This is a genomic window from Bradyrhizobium elkanii WSM2783 (assembly GCF_000472865.1).
In the GTDB taxonomy this organism is placed as follows: Bacteria; Pseudomonadota; Alphaproteobacteria; order Rhizobiales; family Xanthobacteraceae; genus Bradyrhizobium; species Bradyrhizobium elkanii_A.
This window is the reverse complement of the sequence record NZ_AXAP01000061.1, coordinates 17815-38230: the sequence shown is the minus strand read 5'-3', so window position 1 is coordinate 38230 and position 20416 is coordinate 17815. Positions and strand designations below refer to the sequence as shown.

The following is a 20416-nucleotide window of genomic DNA, read 5'->3' as shown; positions in this document are numbered from 1 at the left end:
ACCTCTACGGGTGCTTTGGGCTCGTACGCTTAACTGCGCTTGGACACGACGTGCCGTGGGCGGCGCAAAATCAGGGGAGACCGAATGCGACACGAACGAACGACGATCGGCGATGAGGAGTCGGCTGGGTACACCTTCTTCTTCCAGATAGCGAACGACGGTAGGCGGCGGGCCTGTTGCGTACAAGTAGACGCTTTAAGCATACATGAGGCGTCAGCTCTCTTTCAGCAGAAATGGTCCATCATTGAGAGGATGGCTCGCGACAGCATGAAGACCAGCGTATCTGACGACGGTGTCATAAAACTCGCTGTGCCTTGATTGTCACTTCTCGAGCTGTCGCTGGCGGCCCTGCCTAGCCTTCTAATCAGTCGTCAGGTCTGTCTCGGGTCAACCTCGTCATTCTGACCAGGCGCCGAGCACTTCCAGCTGCCTCGATAAGCAGACATTCTCTCGGCCGCCAATTTTCGACTTTCAACAGTACTAGGTCAGAACGAGACCATGAGGAACGTCGAGCCCTTGACGCAGAGGGGACAGCTCTTGGAGCTCAACCTGCGCAGGATTAAGCTCAAGGCGCTGGCCTCAATCAAGCAACAAGAGCCTTTGCGACCCCAACGGTCTTTGCGCTGTCCTCCGGACTGCCATCGACTCCTCGAAGCGGTGACGATATTCTCGACCGGTGCGTTGGCACCTCTGCCGCGGGAGGAGCCCGCAGCTGGGAGGTGACAATGACGTCAACTCTGATCGGCAAGCAGGCCGTCGTGATCGGCGCCGGGATGGGCGGCCTCACGGCCGCGGGGGCGCTCGCCGACCGCTTCGAACGGGTGATTGTTCTGGAGCGCGACACTCTGCCCTCGGAGCCGGCGTATCGCGCGGGGACGCCGCAGGCCCGGCACGTGCATGCGTTGCTGCTCAGCGGCCAGCGCGCCCTCAGCGAGCTGTTTCCAGGATTCGAGCAGGATCTCGTGCGTCACGGAGCGGTACCGCTCAGGGCCGGGCTCGATGTTCGCATTGAGCGCCCGGGCTACGATCCCTTCCCGCAACGCGATCTTGGCTGGTCCAGTTACGCCGTGTCGCGACCGACCATCGAGCGCGCCGTGCGACGGCGGGTGGAAGGCCGCCCAAACACCACGGTGCGGCCGCGCTGCCGAGTTCAGGAAGTGTTGGCGACACCAAATGGAGAAGCGGTCACCGGCGTGCGCTACGAGAACAGCAACGGCGCACTAGAGACGATTACGGCGGATCTCGTCGTCGACGCGTCCGGACGCGGCGCCCTCACTCTTGCTCTGCTGCAGTTAATCGGCCGACCACTGCCGGAGGAGACCACAATTGGCATCGATCTCGGCTATGCCACATGCATCTTTGACATCCCCGACGATGCCGCGACCGATTGGAAGGGCGTTATGACCTTCGGCCAAGCGCCCGCCAACAGCCGTGGCGGCCTGATGTTGCCGCTCGAAGGCAATCGTTGGATGGCGACCATTGGTGGGCGCCACGGTGATGTGCCGCCCGGCGATGCGGAAGGCTTCCTGGCTTACGCCAAGGCATTGCGGACAGCGACGATCTACAACGCGATTCGTAGCGCCAAGCGCCTGGACGGGGTCGCGCGCTATGGCTTCGCCGAGAGCGTGCGGCGTCATTTCGAGCGACTCGAGGTCTTCCCACGCGGGCTCTTGCCGATCGGCGACGCCATCTGCCGGTTCAATCCCATCTACGGCCAAGGTATGAGCGTGGCCGCGCTAGAGGCGTGCCTGCTCCAGAGGCTGCTCGATAAACAAGGGGAAGACAGCAATCCGATCGCTGCGCTGGCAGCCGCTTTTTTCGCCGAGGTGCAGGCGTTGATCGAGACGCCGTGGTCGGCAGCAATCCTCGACTTCGCGTTCCCCGATACGCGTGGGCAACGTCCGGTGGATTTTGAGACCACGCTCAAATTCGGTATCGCCCTTACCCAGCTAGCCGCCGAAGATCCGGCCGTCCACAAGCTGACTGCCGAAGTCCAAAATCTATTAAGGCCGCGTAGCGCATATCTCGATCCTGCCCTAGTGCAGCGCGTGCTCGCGAAGATAACCAAGACATGACCAGTACGGAAAGGGATGGAGACATGATCCGGCTTCGTCTCGTGGACCTCGTCCTTCGTTAAAACCCTCCAGAGGGCTGGGACGTATGGCTGACGCCGCGCTCGGCAACCCCGGTGAGGCGCGCAGCGAAGCTATCCACTCGACTTTCATCCCCCGAGGCTCCCCGAGTGGTCATCAATCTCGGTTGCTCCCTCAAATTCAATCATAATTTGGCTTCGGCCCGAACCTTGAGAGGAGTGTGCTCGGCGCCCGATGCTCGAGTGCGCGCTGCGGGCACGATGACACTGGTTCGCTCGCGAAGGACCTACGCGCGCGCGTAAGGTCTTCTCCTGCTCGCGGCTCAATGTCCACGTGCAGAATCCGACACGATAGATGTCGCACCTTAACCGGACCTCCTCGAAGGTCGCTGCCAACTTGTAACCCGGTTCGTTTCGAGGTCACGCGTGATCACGGCGACTGTCAATGATTCGCAGCACATGGCTCGCGATGATTAACATTTCAGCCGCCTCCTTAGGATCAGCCAGATCAACAGCTCGGTGGCTCCGCGGATTCTTAAATACGCCTACAGCGCCAGCCATGAATTGTTGCATTGCCTGGCGTTCCCCCGCGGGATCCGATGGCAACGTTAGCGGGCCGTTCTCAGCATTGAAGGCCTTGGCTACCATTGCCATGCCGTGCGCTTCTGCTGGTTGGCCAGCTGCGTCTCGGATTTCGCTTTCCACGATCTTGAATGCCTCGAATACCGCCGCGTCATACCGACCAATCTTAAAGATTTCGACTGACGAATCCTTGATAGTAGGGTGCAATAAAAATTCCGGAAGCAATCGCTCCAGATTCAATCGCTCAATGTCGGTGCCCGGGTCGAACTCGGCTCCTGCACGGCTGAGAATATACCAAGCTCCTGCCGGCTGACCCAGGTCAGGCACAGCAAGCAACATTTGTTGGGCCCACTGCATACCTTCTGACATGCGCTGCATAAGCCAAGGGGGCGAACCTTGATTGCCGTACCAGTGATTTACGTCAGTCTGAAAATTGTGCGGTGAGAACTTACCGCGTTGCACTTGCATATGGAGCACTATTGCCACTCCAACCTGCTCTGGTGTCGCCCTGTTCAACTGTTCCAAAGTTGAGAATGAATAATTGAATAGTTTGGGCATACTAACCTGATGTTTGTTTGTGGGTTGGTCATACGTCCCAGCTTTGAACTCGCGACAGTCAATCCAACCCTAACAATGATAGAACCTGCTCCTCATGTTCTACCCTAAAAAGTATAGGTACCAGTGCTACACCCTTGGCCCGCGCGACTGCTAGTCGATGATTTCCCCCGGCAAGCGTGAGGTTCTTCGAGTCAGCAGTTGGAACGACCATTGCGGGTGTCATATGTACCCCTTCGGACCAGTGAATTATAATTCGGGCAGCTTTACGCGGATCGCCAACGGTCCATACTTCATCTGCTCGTCGGTGCCAGTACTTTGTGAGCGCGGCGTCGATTTTGGCTAAGTCAACACCTGCTCCCAGACGATATTCATCGGGATTCACAGCTGCAGGATCGGCACCGTCGAAAGTCCAATAGTATCGGGCCGGATCGTCCGTCCAAACCACCTCAAAGGCCGGCCACTGTTCTACAGGCCGGCCCATCACCTTCTCGGCAAGTGCATTGATCCTCGTCCTTTCGGCAGACCGCGCTTTCGCTTCTTCGTAGGTACAGTTCGTATCAATCATTTCGAGCAGCTCTGCGCCCGAAATAGGTCCGGTGGCGATTGCTTGACCAAGTTCTTCGCCGTCTCGCATGTCTCAAAAATCTCCCATTCTCGACGCTCGCGCCTCTTGCGGTCGGCTGAGGGGCACACGGTCCGACACGTCAGGACGCACTATCTCATGTTTCTGTTCACTTGAATCCGTGCCGAGCACGGTGTCGTACGAGGTTCGCCCGGTGTTCGTCTCGCAGTCCTCTTAGCGGAGTAGTCGTTTCTATGCGAAGTTCTGCTCGCGCCACACCTGTCAGTTTTGGGCTCGCGAGCGGAGTGCCGTCATCGGCAAAGCTGACGAGGCCGCGATCGAAGGCAGCGTCCCAAAGGGCAGAGAGCAACAACCCATTGTGCACATCGAGGCGCTTTTCATCCGTGCATTCGGACCACGGCTCGATGTGTGAGGCGCGGAGAAGCTCGGCATCCGCAATACCTGTGAGAGGACACCGGCTGCCCCAATAATCCATCAGAGCGTCTCGGAATACATCCTGGCCGATGCGCTGGATCATCAGCCTTTCCGCCTCCGTTGTCCGGGGCAAGGCGGTTGTTTTGGCCTGGAAGCGCGCGAGGGGGGCATTGGGCAGGCTGACAGCGAGCCTGTAGATGCGATCAAGCGCGGCATAAAGTTGGCTGAGCGTCTCGAACACGAAAGTTGCAATGCCTGGGCCGGCAGCTGGAGACGACGGGAAGGAACCGATCTCGGATGCAACACCTCCGTGATCGACAGAAGCAAACCATGGACCGTTTGGGCCAGCGCCAGCTATCCAAACGGAGCCCCACGCGGTGGTCGAAGAGTAGCGCAGCCAACCACCCTCCACACCGCGCTCGAGCCGAAACCCGTTATCCGACGCAGCCTTCTGCGCCTCGGTGCGGATGATAAAGCTGGGTGGGTTTTCGAGTGCTGTCATAGCATCGTGATCGCTTTCATTCAAACGGCAACTCAGCGTGCGCCTTTGCTAGAGTTGCAGCGGCGGTGCATAAGTTGCGCATTAGTCAGGCTCGTCTTCCCTCCCCGCGTATATGCGCGGATATGGTCGACCGACACATCATTCCAGGCGATGGCCCGTTTACATTTCGGACAGAGAGGTTGCTGCTCACTATTCCAGAGTATGCGCCGCTGCTCGACCGAGAAGGATCGCTTCTCATCCTTACGCTCGAACAAACTCCATAGAAGACCCTTCAGAATCTGGCGACGCCGCTCGCGACTGGCGCTGCTGTCCGTATCGCCTTGGACCGTGAGGAGATAGTCCTGGTAAATTCTTTGGTTCATCCTTCCGGGACGAGCTTTCCTCAACTGCTCGCGGAGAAGGTCCACTTCCGTGGACAGCTTACGTATAAGAGAGAATGCCATTGCGTTGCGCTTTCGGTCAGTGAAAACGCACTTCTCACGATGCATCTCCCAGACCAGCAGGAAAAGCGAGTAGAACTCAGCAGTGTTTCTGAAACGTGTCTCGCGCAGGTCCGGGAACAGACGTTTCATAATGCGCATTGTCGACGCAACTTCATTGACAAGCCTGTTCAGCGTATTGCCGTTTACGCCCTCATTCCCGATCGCTCTGTCGAGTGAGACTTTCTTGTTGATAGGGCCTCCTTTCTGTACCGACATGAGCAATTCCGAAAACAGCTCAACGCCCTTCATCCGGTCGATTTGTGCTTGGGACAGAATGCGCTCGGACCGTAAATATCTCTCGAAGCGAGCCACCAACTTCTCGGCGGACTTGAGAAACGGGCTATCGAAGAAGCGGGCGTGACGCTTCTCGCCCGATGTGAGCCGTTTTCCAGTTGAGTTAATCCGAACAAACAGGTCGATGATGGATGGAAGTTCGCCCTGGATTTCGACCGTTTGTATTTTGTAGGCATGAATAGCTGCTGTTTGGCGGGGGTACTTGCGTTGTAGATAGGACCAATCATACCAGTCCGAGCCCTCGCCCAGATCCAAGCGCACGTCGAACCAGTCACGCTTAAAGCGCCCCTGCCGCATAAACATGAAAATGGTTTCCAGCCTTTGCTTGCCATCAATCACGTCGTACACGAGCTTTCCGTGATGATCGCGCTGGTAAAGGAAGATGCTGGGGAGAGGGTAGCCTTCTACGATCGATTGGATCAGCCGTTGTCGGTCTGACCCCGTCCAAACCGAGTTACGCTGAAAACCGGGCGTCAAATTAATTTGACCGCTACGGAAGGACAAAACTAGCTGGTCGATACTACGTTCTGTGAATATTGGATTGAGTTGTCTGGAAAGATTTTCCGCAAGCATTCCCCTCAGCTCCCTACTTCCATATCTGTGTCATGGCGTTAGTTCACCGCGCACCAGGCGATCCCATGCCGAGAGCACGAGCCGCGCGGTGCGATATTCGCTGTATTTCGCAATCTCGTTCTTCTTCAATACTCGGAACGTTTCGGAGGGATAGTCCGGGCCCCTCACCTCAGCGGGATCAAGGATGAAGCGAAGCTCGTCGCGTGTGAGGCTGTAGGCGCGGGCGTAGCAGGCATCAAGCTCGGCACGGAGCTGTGCGCGGCGGTCCTCGTTCCAGGCGAACGGCGGGCCTTCGTAGCCGAGATCTCGCGCGAACGGCGCCATCGAGTGGCTGGTGTAAGTGAGTTCCAGGACGCGCGGGACGATGAAAGCGAGTTCTGCGGGAACGTAGGAGATGGGCGAGAGGACAGGGAGCTGCTCGTAGACGAAGTAATTGACGTGTGTTCCACCTACTTTGTGTCGCGCGAAGTAATCGCAGGTGAGCGAGACTAACGAGCCAAGAAGGGCTGCAAGTTTCGCTGGCTCTGTTGACGGGTCGAAAAACATCAATGGAAGGTTATTACCCACTCCTACCCGTGGAAACGCTGCAGCGATCACCGTCCTCTCGTCCGTTGCGCGTGCGATGTCCCGCCAGCCCATAAGCCAATTACGCGCCCAGTTCTTAGTGGCAAGACGATCGGCCACTTCGCTCTCTGGTACCCAATAGCGCGGCGTTGGTTCGAACGCGGGATCGACTTTCTCGGTGTGCGTGACGGTACGGCTGTCAGTACCGTCATAAGTCGCCCAGCAATGATCGAACTGATGAATCATCTTGGCTTCGTAGAGCGGTACGTAACGTTCAGGATTCCGACGAAGCGATCCGCCCTCCAAGGCGAGGCTAGCGCCGTCAGGACCGCCAGCCGTTGCAAGCGCACTTTGGCGACGCGATTGACCGACCGGCGGTAACCAATTGCCACCCTCCCGCTTAAACCCCCCGTCGGCGAGCTGCGCAGCGGTGCGGAACAGACTACTATCGTTGGACATGTCGAACGTACGCATGAACGAAACACGCCACGGATTGCCGTCCTTGCCCTTCGTCTCGTCGATCAGCACCGGCACGCGGGCGTAGATTTTCGCCGTTAGCTCGGCGTCTTCAGAAGTGCGAAAAACTGGTGCCGTAACGGTATTTGGATTAATTGCAGCAATTGCTTCACGAGAAAGGACAAAGTGCCGCCGGGGATCTTGGAATTCCAATTCCGTTCGCGAAAAGAAACTGAAGCGGGGACGGTCAGATCCCGTGCCTTTGCTTCCAACTGTGAGGAGACAAAACTTGAACCGAGCATGTCCGATCCGATCGAAATAACCCATGCCGGTCTGAAAGTCGTACAAGCTAAACAGCCGCTTGCCTTTGAGTAGCGCGGCGAAGAACGGGGCCGTGGTGGCGTCGGTTGCGATGCCGGTTGGGACGATCACGCCAGCGCGCCCTCGTTTGGATGCAAGGCTCGCGAACAATTCAGCGAACAGCGCATAAGTATTCACATCGCCTCGGCCGGTAAGCGGGAAGCGCCCGCCATCCTCCACCGCAACCCGGACGAAGACTGATGACGCCTCGGCCGTGCGTTTGGCGCCCTCGAACTCCTCGTGAAGCGCACGCTCCCGCGTGCCAAGTGCACCCTCCTTAAGTTTCATAATCAGTCGGCCGCGGGCTGCGGCATTGGGCGCGGTCGCGATCTCGGGATCGCGGGCGGCGAAGAACTCCTGCTCCTGGAGTTTGATGCGATCCCACGGTGGATTGCCAAGCACCACATCGAAGCCGCCGGATGCCATCACATCCGGAAACTCGAGTGGCCAGTGGAAAGCCCGCGTTGTGCCGGCAAGATCCTGCGCTCGCCCAACGAGGGGTCCATAGACCGTACGGCCGGCGAGCGCGTCCCAGAGATGCGCCGTAGTCGGAATCGTCACAGCATTGCGGTTCGCCGGGACGCCACCGGTCTTCGGCGTCACGAAAGCGGCCAAATACATGTCGGCGGCGATACGCAGATTCCAGCGGTGTGGATCACCGCGTGCGCCCTCGAAGCGCTTGCGCTTTAATGCTATCTCCTCGGGACTATTCTCAGGCATGGCGCGCAGCGCTTTTGCCTCGCCGACCATTGGCGTCGCGGCCGGGAGGCGGCCCGAGCCAGCAGCAAAGTCGAGGCTGCCTTGGCCATCACGTTCGGCTTTGTTGCGATTCTCGAAATGCTTCGCGGTCTCCTTGTCGTCGCCCGTCAGTGGCTTGTATGCGGTATCGGGAACGCCCTTTTCTAGCGCTGTGAGGTCAAAGACGCCGAGTAGCGCGTCGCCACACCGGATGTTGGGGTCGAGAAAGCCCAGTGGCTTCCCGGGCTCGACCGTCTCTATCCACAACGCCACTTTGGTGAGTTCGACCGCCATGGGATTGCGATCGACACCGTAGATGCAGGCGCGCGCCACATCGCGCATGGCGTGACGAAAATCGGCGGGTGAGGCGAGGCCATGCGTGCGGGCACGCGCCAGCCGGGTCGCGATCCGCCGCGCCGCCGCCAGTAGGAAGTGTCCCGAGCCGCAGGCAGGATCGAGCACGGTGACGGAGAGAAGGGCGGCAGCGGGATCCTCCGCTTCGGCCTCGACGCGGTCGAGTACCGGATCAAGAGCGGAGTCGAGCAGCACCTGAACTAGACTGTCCGGTGTGTAGTAACTGCCCGTCGTCTTACGGGCATGTCCCTTGGCCTCGCCGCCCTCCGCAAATTTAAAATGGCGGCCGGCGCCGTCGAGCTGTGGCGTGAGTTCGAGCAGGCTCTCGTAAACAGAGCCCAGCTCTTCCGTTTCCATGTCGCGCCAGTTGACCGGAACGAGCCCAGAATCCTCCTTGAGCCACGCGAGGCGGTAGATCGCTTCCATGAGGCTGCGATTGGCGAGCTTTGTGTTCTCCAAATCCCGCAGGGTGCCGTGCGCAAACAACCCGTCCAGCGCGGGGAGGCCGAGCTGTTTTTCGCCGCGCGCCAGAGCAGCGAATGTGATCAGCAGACCTTCCCAGCGGTCGTGATGGCGATCCCAAGCGCCGCGGCGCACCGCGCTTTCGCGCAAGCCGGTAAGCGAGTAACCCTCGGCGTAGAGCTTTCGCGCGGTGGTGATTACCCCTGGTGGATGCAGGAGGTCGCGGTCCTCGGCCGCGAGCAGAAAGATGAGACGATAGACAAGCCGAAGCAGCTGACTGAAGAAATCGTTCAACGACAGTTCGCCGCCGCTCAGCTTCTTGCGGAGTGCTTCATTTTCGGGATGAGCGAGAAAGCCGTTGCCGAAGCTTAGCAGCGCCGCTTCCACGCCGTCGCGGAGGCGATCGCGTGCGGCGATGCCTTCCTTTTGACCCGCGGCGCGCCACCGCTCCAAAGCACAATCGGAGGGCAATGTGCCCGGCCGGCCGAACCGGCTGGCATGAACAAGCAGCCACAGCGCGGTGAAGTCGGCGAAATTCTCCTCTTGGAAGAGCGCGCGGAGATCAGCTTCGATGTAGGCGGGACGGGTTAGGCTTGCATTGTCGCGCACGAGCCGCAGGCGGAAGCCATTCGAGCAAAAGCCCCAGAGGCTTTGGTCGGTCGCGTTAAGCCAATCCTGAATTGCTGAGGCTGCCGAGACCCGGCGGCCGTCCGTCGGGAGGTGACCGCTCGGCCGGTCAATCTCGTCGGCGGGAGGCACGATCACAGCTGGCACGCGGCCGTCACCCCCCTCCAGTGTAACCGCAAACTGCCGGTCGCCGATCGTGCGTACCCCAATCTGTTTGAGATCGGCGAAACCGAACACCTCACGCAAGAGGCTTTCGACGAATTTGATTGTTGCGCCAATGGACGGAGTATCGCCAGCTGTGAGCGCGGCAAACAGTGCCTGGCCAATACGGAAGTACCGCGCGATCTCGTCACGCAATGTGAGACCCTTGGGGACACCGTAATCGGCTTCGGTCTGTCCTCCTGCTTGATGCGCTGCAATGCGCGTCAACATCGCTGGCGAGATGAGCACGCCCTCGACCACGAGCGCCTCGAAGATCAGCGCCGGCGCGCTGCGGGTACGTGTGCGCGCCATACTTAATGCACCGCCGGAACGAGAACGTAGAGACCAATGATGTCGGCGGGCACGATGGGCTCGACAGTGACGCGGGCGCTGCCGGCAGCCGCCGCGCGAAGTCGAGCATGATCTTCAGCCAACGCTTCGGCTCGCTCGCGACCATATGCCGCCACCGACGCTTCGAGCGCCGCCACAATTCGCTCACGCGCCTGGTTCACCAGTCGCTGACGCGCGATGGGGGCAAGATCGCCGGTCGCTGGAGCTTCCAACAGTGCGCGCGCGGCCTCGTCGGTCGGGCCGGGCTGCTCAGCTGTTCCTTCCCAAGCGAGCATCCTGGCTTCTTCCACCAGCAAGAGCCGCTCCCGCCGACCGTGAACGGTGAGCTTGTAACGCAGCCGCAACAACGCAACGGTCGTCACCGCTTTGACAGCTGCCGTTGGCCACGCGCCGGCACGCCCCAGCGGAGGCACTGGGCTGGATGCCGGATCGAGCGTACCTTCGAGCAGACTTTCCGCCAGCGTGGCGGGTAAAGGATGACTCCGGCCAACCATTTCCACGCCGGTCGGCGGTGGCTCCTCGAAGGTGAGGCGCACTGTGCCTTCCAGGCCCCGACTTAAGAGACGCCCGCTGACCGCTGCCGGAAGCGCCGTCAGATGAGCGCGTACCGTGCCATCTTTCTCTGGCTCAACCGGTGCATCAAGCCTGCTCATGGCGCGTTCGACGAAGCGGCGCACCTGATCAGGCGTTCCGAGCAGATCACGCCAACGCTGCCATTCCGGGGCGACCTCCTCAGGTTTCAAAACATTCTGCGCAAAGCGCGCGCGTGACTTGCGTTCGCCTTCTTCAGCGTTTCGCCATTGCATTTCAATTTTCTTGGCATCGTTCGCGAGTCCGAAATCGAGGGCGAGCTGCTGTGAGCGGCCTTTGCGAAGCATCACGGCATTCATCAAAGCGCCTGTGACGGCACCGCGCTCTTCGGGAAGCGGAACGGTGACGCCCGTCGCTTTTCGGATCGCCTCGGCTTTGCGCAAGATGACATCCAGCACCGCTCCGTCGATAGCGCTATCTGACGAATAGAGGAGAACCGAACGTACAAGACCCTTAGGCTGTCCGAAGCGATCGACACGGCCCTCGCGCTGTTGGTGCCGGGTCGGATTCCAGGATAGGTCGTAATGGATCACGCTGTCGAACAGGCCCTGCAAATTGATGCCTTCCGACAGGCAGTCGGTAGCAACGAGAAGCCGCTGTTCCGCATCGACCATTGCTTCGACGCGCGCTCGCCGCTCTTCCGGCGTCAGTTCGCCTGTCACAGTTTCGACTCGAATCTTCGGGAAAGCTTTGCGCAGGCCCCCGGCTGCCTGGTCTGCTGTGGCTATGAAGCGGCAGAAGACCACCGGATTCGCACCACCAGCGATCAAAGGCTTCAGAGCCTTCGTTAGTGCGCCCAGTTTCGGATCTGGCGTCATCGCTAGACGCTCAGCTTGCGCAACGAGCGCTGCTAGAGGGCCGTTCGCTTCGAGTCCAGAGGCGGGTTCGACGTCCACTGCATCAGCCTCATCGGCATCGTCGTCGAATACTTGTTCTTCGAGCCGATCGGGATCTGCAGCAAGGCGATTGCGCAGCGCACTCGCAGCTGCTGCAGGGGACGACCCAACACAGCGCATCAATGCAAGGGTACCCCAGAAGGCAAGCCTACGACGGCGCTGATCGGAACCGGCCCCCTCTACGACTTCAAGGCAGTAATCGAGCACGGCATCATGGAATGCGCGGTGGTCATTGCTGAGGTTATAGGTACATTCGGCTGTATCGTGCCGCGGAAAGGCTCGATCCTCGCCCCAGTCGCGGCCCGTGATGTCGACCCTTCGACGCTGAACATAGTGACGTGCGAGGCGAACACGCGCGGCATCGGTATCAAGTGCGCCGTCCGCGAATTGTTCGTCGAGAAGGCTAAGGAGTCGGCTGAAAGCCGCTTCGTCGCCACTATGCGGAGTCGCGGTCAGAAGTATCAAATGCCGCTCGCGATCCCCTGTGAGGCGGCGCAGCAATTCGAAACGTTGCTGACGGCTCTGGTGCGTGCCCACGCATGCGTGAGCTTCATCGACTACAACGAGTGCGGGGCAGGCCCGTGCGAAGCTGTCGCGACGCCGCTCTGCCTTAATGTAATCGAGGCTCACAACTGTAAACGGATAGGCATCAAACAGGGTCTGTGATGCTGGCAGTCCGCGCTCAAGACGGGCTGCCGAAGCGGCAGTGACGGCTACCGCGTCGATATCGAACTTGCTTTTCAGCTCGCCTGTCCACTGCTCGACGAGATGTGGAGGACACAACACGGCAAGTCGGTCAGCCTCCCCGCGATCAATCAACTCGCGCAGGATGAGACCCGCCTCAATCGTCTTGCCGATACCTACGTCGTCGGCAATGAGCAAGCGCACAGTCGGAAGACGAAGCGCCATCAGTAGGGGCACAAGCTGATAAGCCCGTGGTTCAAATCCCAGCCGCGCAGCCGAGCGGAACGGGCCTGCGCCGCGCCGAAGCGATAGCCGCAATGCTTCGGACAAAAGGCGTGCGCCTTCTTGAGTCCCGACTTCCTCCGTAGTCGGAAGCGCGAACCGCGCGGGCCGCACTGGCTCACGTTCGAGGGCAGGATGGATGATTTGCACGTCAGCTTCGGAGCCTGACAACGGCCGCAGGTGGAGAGCTTCATCGTCTGGCGCGGGCAACATCACCCATTCGCGCCCCCGCGCGAACACGAGATCGCCTGGCGCGAACGTCGCTGTCATCGCCCGGCCCCAAGCAATTCAACAAGCTCGTGCGGCGGCGTCTCTCCCGGGTCATCCGGAAGCAGCGTAACGGTGAAACCGAGAGCCTCGGCATCGGCCCGCACCTGCGGGTCGAGCGATCCAATCGCGGCTGCTGCAAGATGCGAGCGCCAGGCGAGTGGCAGATTTGCACGCCCAACGCCGAGCGGTTCACCATCAGGTGCGGGTAGGCCCCAGCGTGCCAGGGCCTGCGTCCAAGATCCGTCGGATGCCGCTTCTGCTGCCCCAACTTCCGTGGCGACGTTGCCGCGCGCCAAGCGGAGCAGGATCGCCTTCACGTCGCGATTGGCGCGGTCGATCAGTTCATGGTCGGGCTGATTGTAGTAAGAGAGCAGGCATCTGTAACAACCCGCAACGCAGCGAGCGTCCGGCTTTTCCGCAAGATCGTCCGGATTTGCGGTAGCCACCGCCGCCTCGAGGTTCTCAAAGTGCATTAGATCCAGCGCTGTCCGCGCGACCCCCGCGAGCGCCATGGGATCGGCGGTTAGCCGCCCGAGCACGCCAGCACCGCCCTCTGTTGCTTCGTAGAGAAGGATCGCCCGTCGTTGTTCACGAGACGGAACAGGCTCCGTCGATACCTCGCCTTCCTCAAGCTGGAAGACAATCTCCAGACCGCGCGCAAGGGCGTGCTGCAGTGTCGCAAGCGCTGTCTCTGACAACTCCGGCCCGGACAACCGAAACAACAGTGCGTTCTTGTTGTCCTGCACGATCGGAACCACGCGCTGTTGTCCCGGCTTACTGGGGTCCTCATCGTCTCCTTCATTCTTGCTTCCGGTCCAACGTCCTGTCGCGGGGTCGATAACAAAGCCAAAGATGCTTTTTTCCTTTCGGCGACGCAGGCCCTTGTTGAGGCGGCTGATGGTGGCTCCCTGAGCGTAACCAAGCGACAGGATCGATCCGGCGTCATCGCTTGCTTCGGACGTCGCTACATCGATGACGCCCTCGCGGCGTGGCCAGGCAAATACGGTCTGAAGATCGAAGCCTTGCCGCTGCCGATCCTCGTCGTTGGCGGTAATGCGCTCGGCGGGTGCGGTCTCGACATTGTCGATGCGCAATACGTTCCGAATCGGATGAATGCCGGCCATCGGAGCGCGGCAGGCGTGACAGCGTTCTGGTTCATTTTGCTGATGCATGGCGCCGCAATCGTCGCACACATAGAGGATGTCGGTCGCAAGGCGTCCGCTCTCTTCTGTGCGGGCTCCCGGCGGAAGCTTAGCCTTATAGACGCGGTAGGCCCTGCCCTCATGATAGATCAGACTTCGAGGGCCGAACTCGGCAATGGCGATGAAGCGCGCGCGCTGAAGGTAGGCGGCCTTTGGACCACCGCCACTTACCGCTGGCACGTAGGCGTAGACCGGCAGCCGAGGGAAATTGTAGCCCGGCAGAAAACCTTCTGTAGCGAGATAACGATAAGTGGAGAAGTCCGTGCCACCGCTCGCCGACCCCTTTTCAAGAAGCGCGATCTGCTCGTTAGCCTGGGCTTGAAGGGCTTTCACTTCCCTCCGCTCCGACGCCGGAAGACCTGGCAACATCGAGCGGCGGTTTGCCTCTTCAAGCTGCGCTCGTGCACCATTGTAAAGCTGCCGCCAGCGGTCGAACGATTCCGAAAACCTCGCAGGGGCGCGCTCGGCGATACCGTCGGCGAAGGCCAGACGATCGGCCGCCCACGGCGCCGCCGTTAGAGTGAGTTCGGCATCGATGCTGTCGAGAATGCGTTGCATGGCCCGCGCCGACCGCATTCGTAGATCGGAGTCGTTGAACGCATCAGCGATGTCTTCCTGCACAGGCAAGCGGATATCTGCCAGAACAAGGACATGCGGGATCTCGCCTTCGAGCGGTTTCCCGGATTCCGCCAACCACACAGCCTGAAGATGCGCTTCGATAAGATCGCGATTGGCGAGGTCCAGCGCGGGCGGGCGCACAATTCCGCTCACAACCTCTTTCGGAGCGCGGAAGTAGTATTGGTCGTGTGGCCCCTGAGCAGCGCAATAGGTCACCACCAGTGCCGCTTGCCCGGAGCGCCCGGCTCGCCCGGAGCGCTGTGCATAGTTGGCCGGCGTAGGCGGCATGTTGCGCATGTAGACGAGGTTCAGCGCCGAAATGTCGACACCAAGCTCCATGGTCGGCGAGCAGAACAAGGTCGGCAGGAAAACGCTCGGTTCGCCTGCGAGGCGAAGCTCCTCTCGCGCGTCCTTAAGCCTTTCACGGTCCTCTTCACCCCAGCGGAAGCGCCATTCTCGCCACTCCCTTCGGGTCTGATCGACCTGGGCTGTATGCTCGCGGCTTTCGAGGCCAAACAATCCCTCGCCCCCACGCGCAAGCGCGTCCGCGAGGCCGCCATAGAAATCAGCGAAGTATCCGTTGGCGACTTTACCGTCAGTCCGTCCATCGGACGCGACGAGGCGAACGGCGTTAGCCGCAAGGCGCCACCCGTTGACATCAAACGGGGTCCCCACTTGTCTGACCAACTGGTACTGCACGGCCGCTTCGAGCAATGCGGCGATCACCTCAAGGTAGGTGCGGCCGTCTAGCCGTTTGCCCCAGATACCCGCCCGGCTGAGCTTGCGCGCAAGAAGCGTCCGTGAGCCCCCGCGAACGATTAGCGGTTCGCCTCGCAAGCCGGCCTCTGCACGCTTCGGAGCATCGATGATCAACGCGGCAGCGACGCGCGAGGTTTCCTGTTGCGAGATCGACCAGGGCTCCCGCAGGCTTTGGCGCGACGCATTGCCGAGCGCTTCGACGTTCGCAGGGTCGAGGGCATCGGTCGTGATCGCCAGCCCCTGCCGCAAATGATCCAGGAGGAGCCGGAGCGCTTTGCGGCGATTGTCGGGAGTGGCCGTGCGCAGCTCGACCGGAGCACTTGCGAATGCATCGTCATCGGAAGCAAGCTCATCCAGCGAAACATAGTCCGCGCGGACGAGACCCAACTCCTCCAAACTTGGGTTGGTAAATCGCCAACCGCGCCGTTGATCTACCCACACGCGATGCGCCAAGACACGGGCCAGCGTACGCTCGGCCTCCACTTGGCCCACGCCCTTGATCTCGGGATCGAGCATCCACTCCTGCCGACGATCGCGGTTTGCCGCCGTGAAACCCAGCGCAGTTTGAAGACGACGTCCGAACTCGTCTTCAGACAATCCATCCGGTCCAGCAATGCGGACGGCAGCCAGCGTCGCGGCGCGCAACAGAGACACGAACAGAAAATCGTTGAAGTGGCCAGCCTGAAGGGCTGCGTCCTGACGATTGTCCGTGAAGCCGAGCAGCTTTCGGCGCTCCAGGGGCATTCCGCTGCCGCTCGTGTTCATCCATCGCAGGGCGCTCGATACCAGGAGGGTCGTTGCGGAACTGCGGCCCTCTGCCGAGAGGCTTGCCAGCTTATTTCTCTCACGCGCCTGCGGGGCAGGCTGATCGCCACACGCCGGGCAGAAGCGAAACTTGCCTGGGAGAAACCAGGCACGGCATCCGGTCGTGCCTGTAACACCGGCAGGATCGACGACGAGCGCCTGCGCGGCGTAGACACGTCGTTCACTGCGCAGTCGCATCGAGCCGTTGCCATTCGAGTCTACCCACTCTTCGGGATAGTCTTGCGGTGCCCCGGTAAAAAAGTACTCGTCGTCGTTGTGGGGCTCCGGCATCAGATAGCCGGGCTTTTCGACGACATCGGAATCGTCCAACGGCGTTTCATCGATGTCACGCGGCAGGATGCTCCTGATCCCTCCGTCGTCGACCATAACGACCGGATGATGCTCCTGTCCGCAGTTGCGGCAAAAAAAGGTTGCGTAGAGCCGCGCTTCCGGATCATCGGGGTCGAAGCGCTGACCGTCCAAAGTCACTTTCCGCCGGGGTGGCGAACGTAGGGTCGTGTAAACATGACCCGCCCCGGAAATGAACTGGTGTAGCTTGAAGGCCATGAAGGCACGATCACTTGTCCCGCCGCGCTCATTGGCTGGCTTACTCATAAGTATGAGCGCGACTTGAAGCTGGGCTCGGCAGCGCTCTTCATCGCGGCCGATCTGCTCGGCCAGGCGCTTTGCAGCTTCCTTGATGGTAGTAGGTGGTCGCCGCGATAGGCGCTGTCCGTCGGCAAGCCCTATTTCCAACTCGATCCAGACGGCGAGCGGATGCACCCTTAATTCGTCATCATCCAACGCTCCCGGAGGTTCCGTATCAATGGCTGCCGCAAGCTCATCCCTGAGGTTCGCAGGCTTGAGCGCCGGATCGGTAGCGCGTGCAAGACTCTCGTCGATTACGGCATCGGCGGAAATTGCTGTTCCGAACAAGCGCGACGCGACTGACGCCACCGCGGACGCGCGGTCGGTCTCGTTGCCTTCGCTGGCCATCGTCGCGGATGTGCCGACGCAGATCGGCTGCTGATCAGGGCAAAGCCGATCGCGCACACGGCGCACCAGCATCGCCACGTCGGCGCCCTGCCGACCTCGGTAGGTGTGAAGCTCGTCGAGAACGATGAAATTGAGCCCGTGCGCGTTAGCGATCACCGCGCGGTCAAGCGGGTTCTGCCGCGTCATCAGCAGCTCGAGCATCATGAAGTTGGTGAGAAGGATGTCGGGCTTCGCCTCCCGGATGCGCTCGCGTTCCTCCTGGCTTTCCTGGCCGGTGTAGCGTGCAAATGTGGGCCGCAGCCTCTCAGGCAATCCGGATTGATCGATGAATTTTTCAAGCTCCTTGAGTTGGCTGTTGGCCAGCGCATTCATCGGATAGATGACGATTGCGCGCGTACGCGGTGCCTCGCCCGCGGCTCGAGCGCGAATGGCCGCATCGATAATCGGCACAAAGAAGCACAGCGATTTTCCGGAACCGGTTCCGGTCGTGACAACGAAGCTTTGTCCCGCTGCCGCTTTTGCAACGGCCTGCGCCTGGTGACGGTGAAGTGTGAGTGGTTGACCGCCAGCGCGGAACACGGATGCTGTTTCGGGATGGAGACAGCCGTCGCGTACCAGCTCACTAACTGAAGCCCCACGTTCGAAGTGTGGGTTGATCGTGATCAGAGGCTCAGGCCAGAACCGGTCGCTCTCATAGATCGCTTCGATTTGAGCACGGATATCTGGCGCCCGAATTTGGGTGAACGAGCGCGCAAAGCGCTCGTAGTCCCGCAAGAGGGACTCATCGAGTTCGAAGACGTTCACGCTTGGCGCCCCATACATAACCGACTCAGCAGCCGGAGAATAACCGGCTCGACGAAAACCACAATTGGCAGTTGTGCTCATGGCTGCGGCCGGCCGTATGAATTTTACTTGCGGGCCGCCATCATGCCGTGATCTTGGCTCATCTCTTCAAGTCATATTCAGCTTTCAGCCGGGCAGCGATCCGCTCGATCATATCGCGACGCTCCGCATCGTCGACGTTTCCCTGTTGTAGAACTCGGACCTTCCAACTGTTACCGTCAGGCTGAACCGAAAACGACGTATCGGTCGGCTCATCGCAAATGTCCTCCATTTCTACCTTGATGGAGGCTTCGAGTTCAGCCGCAGTCTTGCTCGGTTTTTTCATGCCGCATCTCCCGGCGGGGTAGCGCCATAGCGGGGTAGCGCCGTAATTGAAGTCCCTTCCCCGGTGATCCGTTGGAACCAACCGGTCATGGCCCAATGTATGACCCAACATCAACAGGAGGAGGGTCCAGGATGAATAGTAAGGTTCTTGGGGCGGCATTTATAGCCGCGCTCACATTCGTGCCAATGTCGGCATCGGCGCAGGGCGTACCCGGAGGCGTTGAACGTGGCGCCCGTGAGGGTGGGCGAGCTGCGGGTCCGGTGGGCGCAATCGTCGGTGGTACCGTGGGCGGTGTAGTCGGCGGCGTGGCAGGCGTATTGGGTGCGGATCAACGACCTCGCTTCCGTAGCTACGTTGTCCAACAACAACGGCCAGCCTACCGCTATCAAGGCGATGTGAGGGTCGGCACTGTGCTTCCTAACGCAGGTGTCACCACTTACGACGTGCCGCCGGAATATGGTGTTCGCGGCTATCGATATACCGTCATCAACGATCGGCCCGTATTGGTCGAACCTCGTACCCGGCGCATCGTCGAAGTCATTGAGTAAGCTGCAGCTCGAAACATGCGGATAGGCCACTCCGTCCGAGCGGCCTTTTTCGTATTCGCAGATTGCCCCTGCATTCATACTTTCTTAACGATTACTTTTTTGGGGCTATATATTTTCAACCCATGTCTCGGCGCGCGCGAGACCGGGGGGCCCGTCCATGCACCCCCAGGGGTAAAATTTCCAGGTCCGCTTCATCCGACCCGACGCGGCTTTAGCAACGCGACCGACCGTGGTCGCGTCAGCTACAGCCAGCGAGGGAAGTATGAAACGTGACCTCTATGCAGAAGTATCAACGCGCATCATCGCAGAGTTAGAAGCCGGCGCGGCGCCGTGGATCAAGCCATGGTCAGCGAGTCCCGGCGCGAACACGCCATGCAACGCCGTGACCAATCGCCCCTATTCGGGGTGCAACGTCATTCTGTTGTGGATGGCGCAAGCGGCGGGATATCGCACGCCGCGATTTCTAACTTTCAAGCAGGCCTTGGAGCTGGGCGGTTGTGTTCGCAAGGGTGAACGCGGCACGAAGGTCTACTTCGTGAAACAGCTACAGGTCCGCGACAAGAGCGCGGAGGATGACACCGCAACGCGCCTTGTGCCGATGCTGCGCGAATACACCGTGTTCAACGTCGACCAGTGCGAGAACCTACCCGCGCGGGTCGTGACGCTCGGTGAGGGAAAGCCGCGCAATGCAGACGAACGCGACGCCACGATTGACGAGTTCTTGGCCTGCAGCGGCGCTACCATCCGGGAAGGGTTTGGCGAGGCGTATTACCGCCCGGGCGATGACTCCGTCAGCCTGCCCCGCTTTGAGGCTTTCAAGAACGCTGCACAGTTCTACGCCACCGCGTTTCATGAGCTTGGCCACTGGACTGGGCACAAGTCGCGCCTCGCACGTGATCTGCGCCACCGCTTTGGCGAGAGGGCATACGCTGCCGAGGAGCTGGTTGCCGAACTGTGCTCAGCGTTTCTTTGTGCCGAGTTCTCGATCGACGGCGATCTGCGCCACGCGGGTTATATCCAAAACTGGATTGGCCTCCTGAAGGCCGATAGCCGGGCGTTCTTCACGGCATGCAGCAAGGCACAAGCCGCCGCTGATTACCTGCGCGGCCTGACGCTTGCCGAGCCAACGGACGTTGCTGCGTGAGGCACCGCCGTGTCCCATCCCGAACGCGCCCATAAGGCGTTCTTCGACATCCACCCACTGACCGGCGCTCCTATTGAGGTGTTCTATGCTGACCGGTCGCTGGAAAGCTTCGGACGGCTCAGCGCAGGTTGGTACTGGTGCGCGCGGCAGCGGGGGTTCGCGCCTACGGAACCAGCGCACGGCCCATTCCCTACTGGGTACTCAGCTTATCGGAACGCACTGGGACTGTTGCGAAAGAATTATTACGAACCCGAGCGGTTC

General features: G+C 60.3%; 11 protein-coding genes. 3 read left to right on the top strand and 8 right to left on the bottom strand.

The window, feature by feature from the left end; all coding sequences use genetic code 11:
• The first annotated feature begins 725 nt into the window (after window positions 1-725).
• Window positions 726-2075, top strand: coding sequence for an FAD-dependent monooxygenase (locus YY7_RS0135500; RefSeq protein WP_035691745.1), 1350 nt, complete (start codon window positions 726-728; stop codon window positions 2073-2075).
• 437 nt (window positions 2076-2512) lie between these two features.
• Here YY7_RS0135500 and YY7_RS53840 read toward each other — a convergent pair whose 3' ends face one another.
• The 8 genes from YY7_RS53840 to YY7_RS58885 all read right to left on the bottom strand — a co-directional run bounded on the left by YY7_RS53840 (window position 2513) and on the right by YY7_RS58885 (window position 18463).
• Window positions 2513-3232 (bottom strand): TIGR02391 family protein, encoded by a 720-nt coding sequence (locus YY7_RS53840; protein WP_080663993.1) that lies wholly within the window; start codon window positions 3230-3232, stop codon window positions 2513-2515.
• A gap of 58 nt (window positions 3233-3290) precedes the next feature.
• Window positions 3291-3866 (bottom strand): hypothetical protein, encoded by a 576-nt coding sequence (locus tag YY7_RS0135490; RefSeq protein WP_028167344.1) that lies wholly within the window; start codon window positions 3864-3866, stop codon window positions 3291-3293.
• Window positions 3867-3963: 97 nt separating this feature from the next.
• Entirely contained in the window at window positions 3964-4731 is a 768-nt protein-coding gene (locus YY7_RS0135485; RefSeq protein ID WP_028167343.1) for an HNH endonuclease, read from the bottom strand.
• Between the two features lie 32 nt (window positions 4732-4763).
• Window positions 4764-6080: a GmrSD restriction endonuclease domain-containing protein gene (locus tag YY7_RS0135480; RefSeq protein WP_028167342.1), complete on the bottom strand. Its 1317-nt coding sequence runs from the start codon at window positions 6078-6080 to the stop codon at window positions 4764-4766.
• A 30-nt stretch (window positions 6081-6110) separates the two neighbouring features.
• Window positions 6111-10103 (bottom strand): Eco57I restriction-modification methylase domain-containing protein, encoded by a 3993-nt coding sequence (locus YY7_RS0135475; protein ID WP_245287522.1) that lies wholly within the window; start codon window positions 10101-10103, stop codon window positions 6111-6113.
• Between the two features lie 53 nt (window positions 10104-10156).
• Window positions 10157-12916 (bottom strand): DEAD/DEAH box helicase, encoded by a 2760-nt coding sequence (locus YY7_RS0135470; RefSeq protein WP_028167340.1) that lies wholly within the window; start codon window positions 12914-12916, stop codon window positions 10157-10159.
• On the bottom strand, window positions 12913-18099 hold the full coding sequence (locus YY7_RS0135465; protein ID WP_028167339.1) for a DEAD/DEAH box helicase: 5187 nt from the start codon (window positions 18097-18099) through the stop codon (window positions 12913-12915). Before YY7_RS0135465 ends, YY7_RS0135470 begins: the two co-directional genes overlap by 4 nt.
• 139 nt (window positions 18100-18238) lie before the next feature.
• On the bottom strand, window positions 18239-18463 hold the full coding sequence (locus YY7_RS58885) for a hypothetical protein (RefSeq protein WP_028167338.1): 225 nt from the start codon (window positions 18461-18463) through the stop codon (window positions 18239-18241).
• Window positions 18464-18594: 131 nt separating this feature from the next.
• On the opposite strand from YY7_RS58885, the gene YY7_RS58880 reads away from it, so the two are divergent.
• Window positions 18595-19011 carry a DUF1236 domain-containing protein gene (locus YY7_RS58880; protein WP_080663992.1) on the top strand — a complete coding sequence of 139 codons (417 nt, stop codon included), beginning with the start codon at window positions 18595-18597 and terminating at the stop codon, window positions 19009-19011.
• A gap of 262 nt (window positions 19012-19273) precedes the next feature.
• Complete coding sequence (locus YY7_RS0135450) at window positions 19274-20155, top strand: ArdC family protein (protein WP_028167336.1); 882 nt, start codon at window positions 19274-19276, stop codon at window positions 20153-20155.
• The last annotated feature ends 261 nt before the right edge of the window (window positions 20156-20416 follow it).

What these genes read in the sequence shown, in the direction of transcription:
- YY7_RS0135500 (WP_035691745.1), top strand. Translation starts at nt 726, where the DNA reads ATGACGTCAACTCTGATCGGCAAGCAGGCCGTCGTGATCGGCGCCGGG.
- YY7_RS53840 (WP_080663993.1), bottom strand. Translation starts at nt 3,232, where the DNA reads ATGCCCAAACTATTCAATTATTCATTCTCAACTTTGGAACAGTTGAAC.
- YY7_RS0135490 (WP_028167344.1), bottom strand. Translation starts at nt 3,866, where the DNA reads ATGCGAGACGGCGAAGAACTTGGTCAAGCAATCGCCACCGGACCTATT.
- YY7_RS0135485 (WP_028167343.1), bottom strand. Translation starts at nt 4,731, where the DNA reads ATGACAGCACTCGAAAACCCACCCAGCTTTATCATCCGCACCGAGGCG.
- YY7_RS0135480 (WP_028167342.1), bottom strand. Translation starts at nt 6,080, where the DNA reads ATGCTTGCGGAAAATCTTTCCAGACAACTCAATCCAATATTCACAGAA.
- YY7_RS0135470 (WP_028167340.1), bottom strand. Translation starts at nt 12,916, where the DNA reads ATGACAGCGACGTTCGCGCCAGGCGATCTCGTGTTCGCGCGGGGGCGC.
- YY7_RS58885 (WP_028167338.1), bottom strand. Translation starts at nt 18,463, where the DNA reads ATGAAAAAACCGAGCAAGACTGCGGCTGAACTCGAAGCCTCCATCAAG.
- YY7_RS58880 (WP_080663992.1), top strand. Translation starts at nt 18,595, where the DNA reads ATGAATAGTAAGGTTCTTGGGGCGGCATTTATAGCCGCGCTCACATTC.
- YY7_RS0135450 (WP_028167336.1), top strand. Translation starts at nt 19,274, where the DNA reads ATGAAACGTGACCTCTATGCAGAAGTATCAACGCGCATCATCGCAGAG.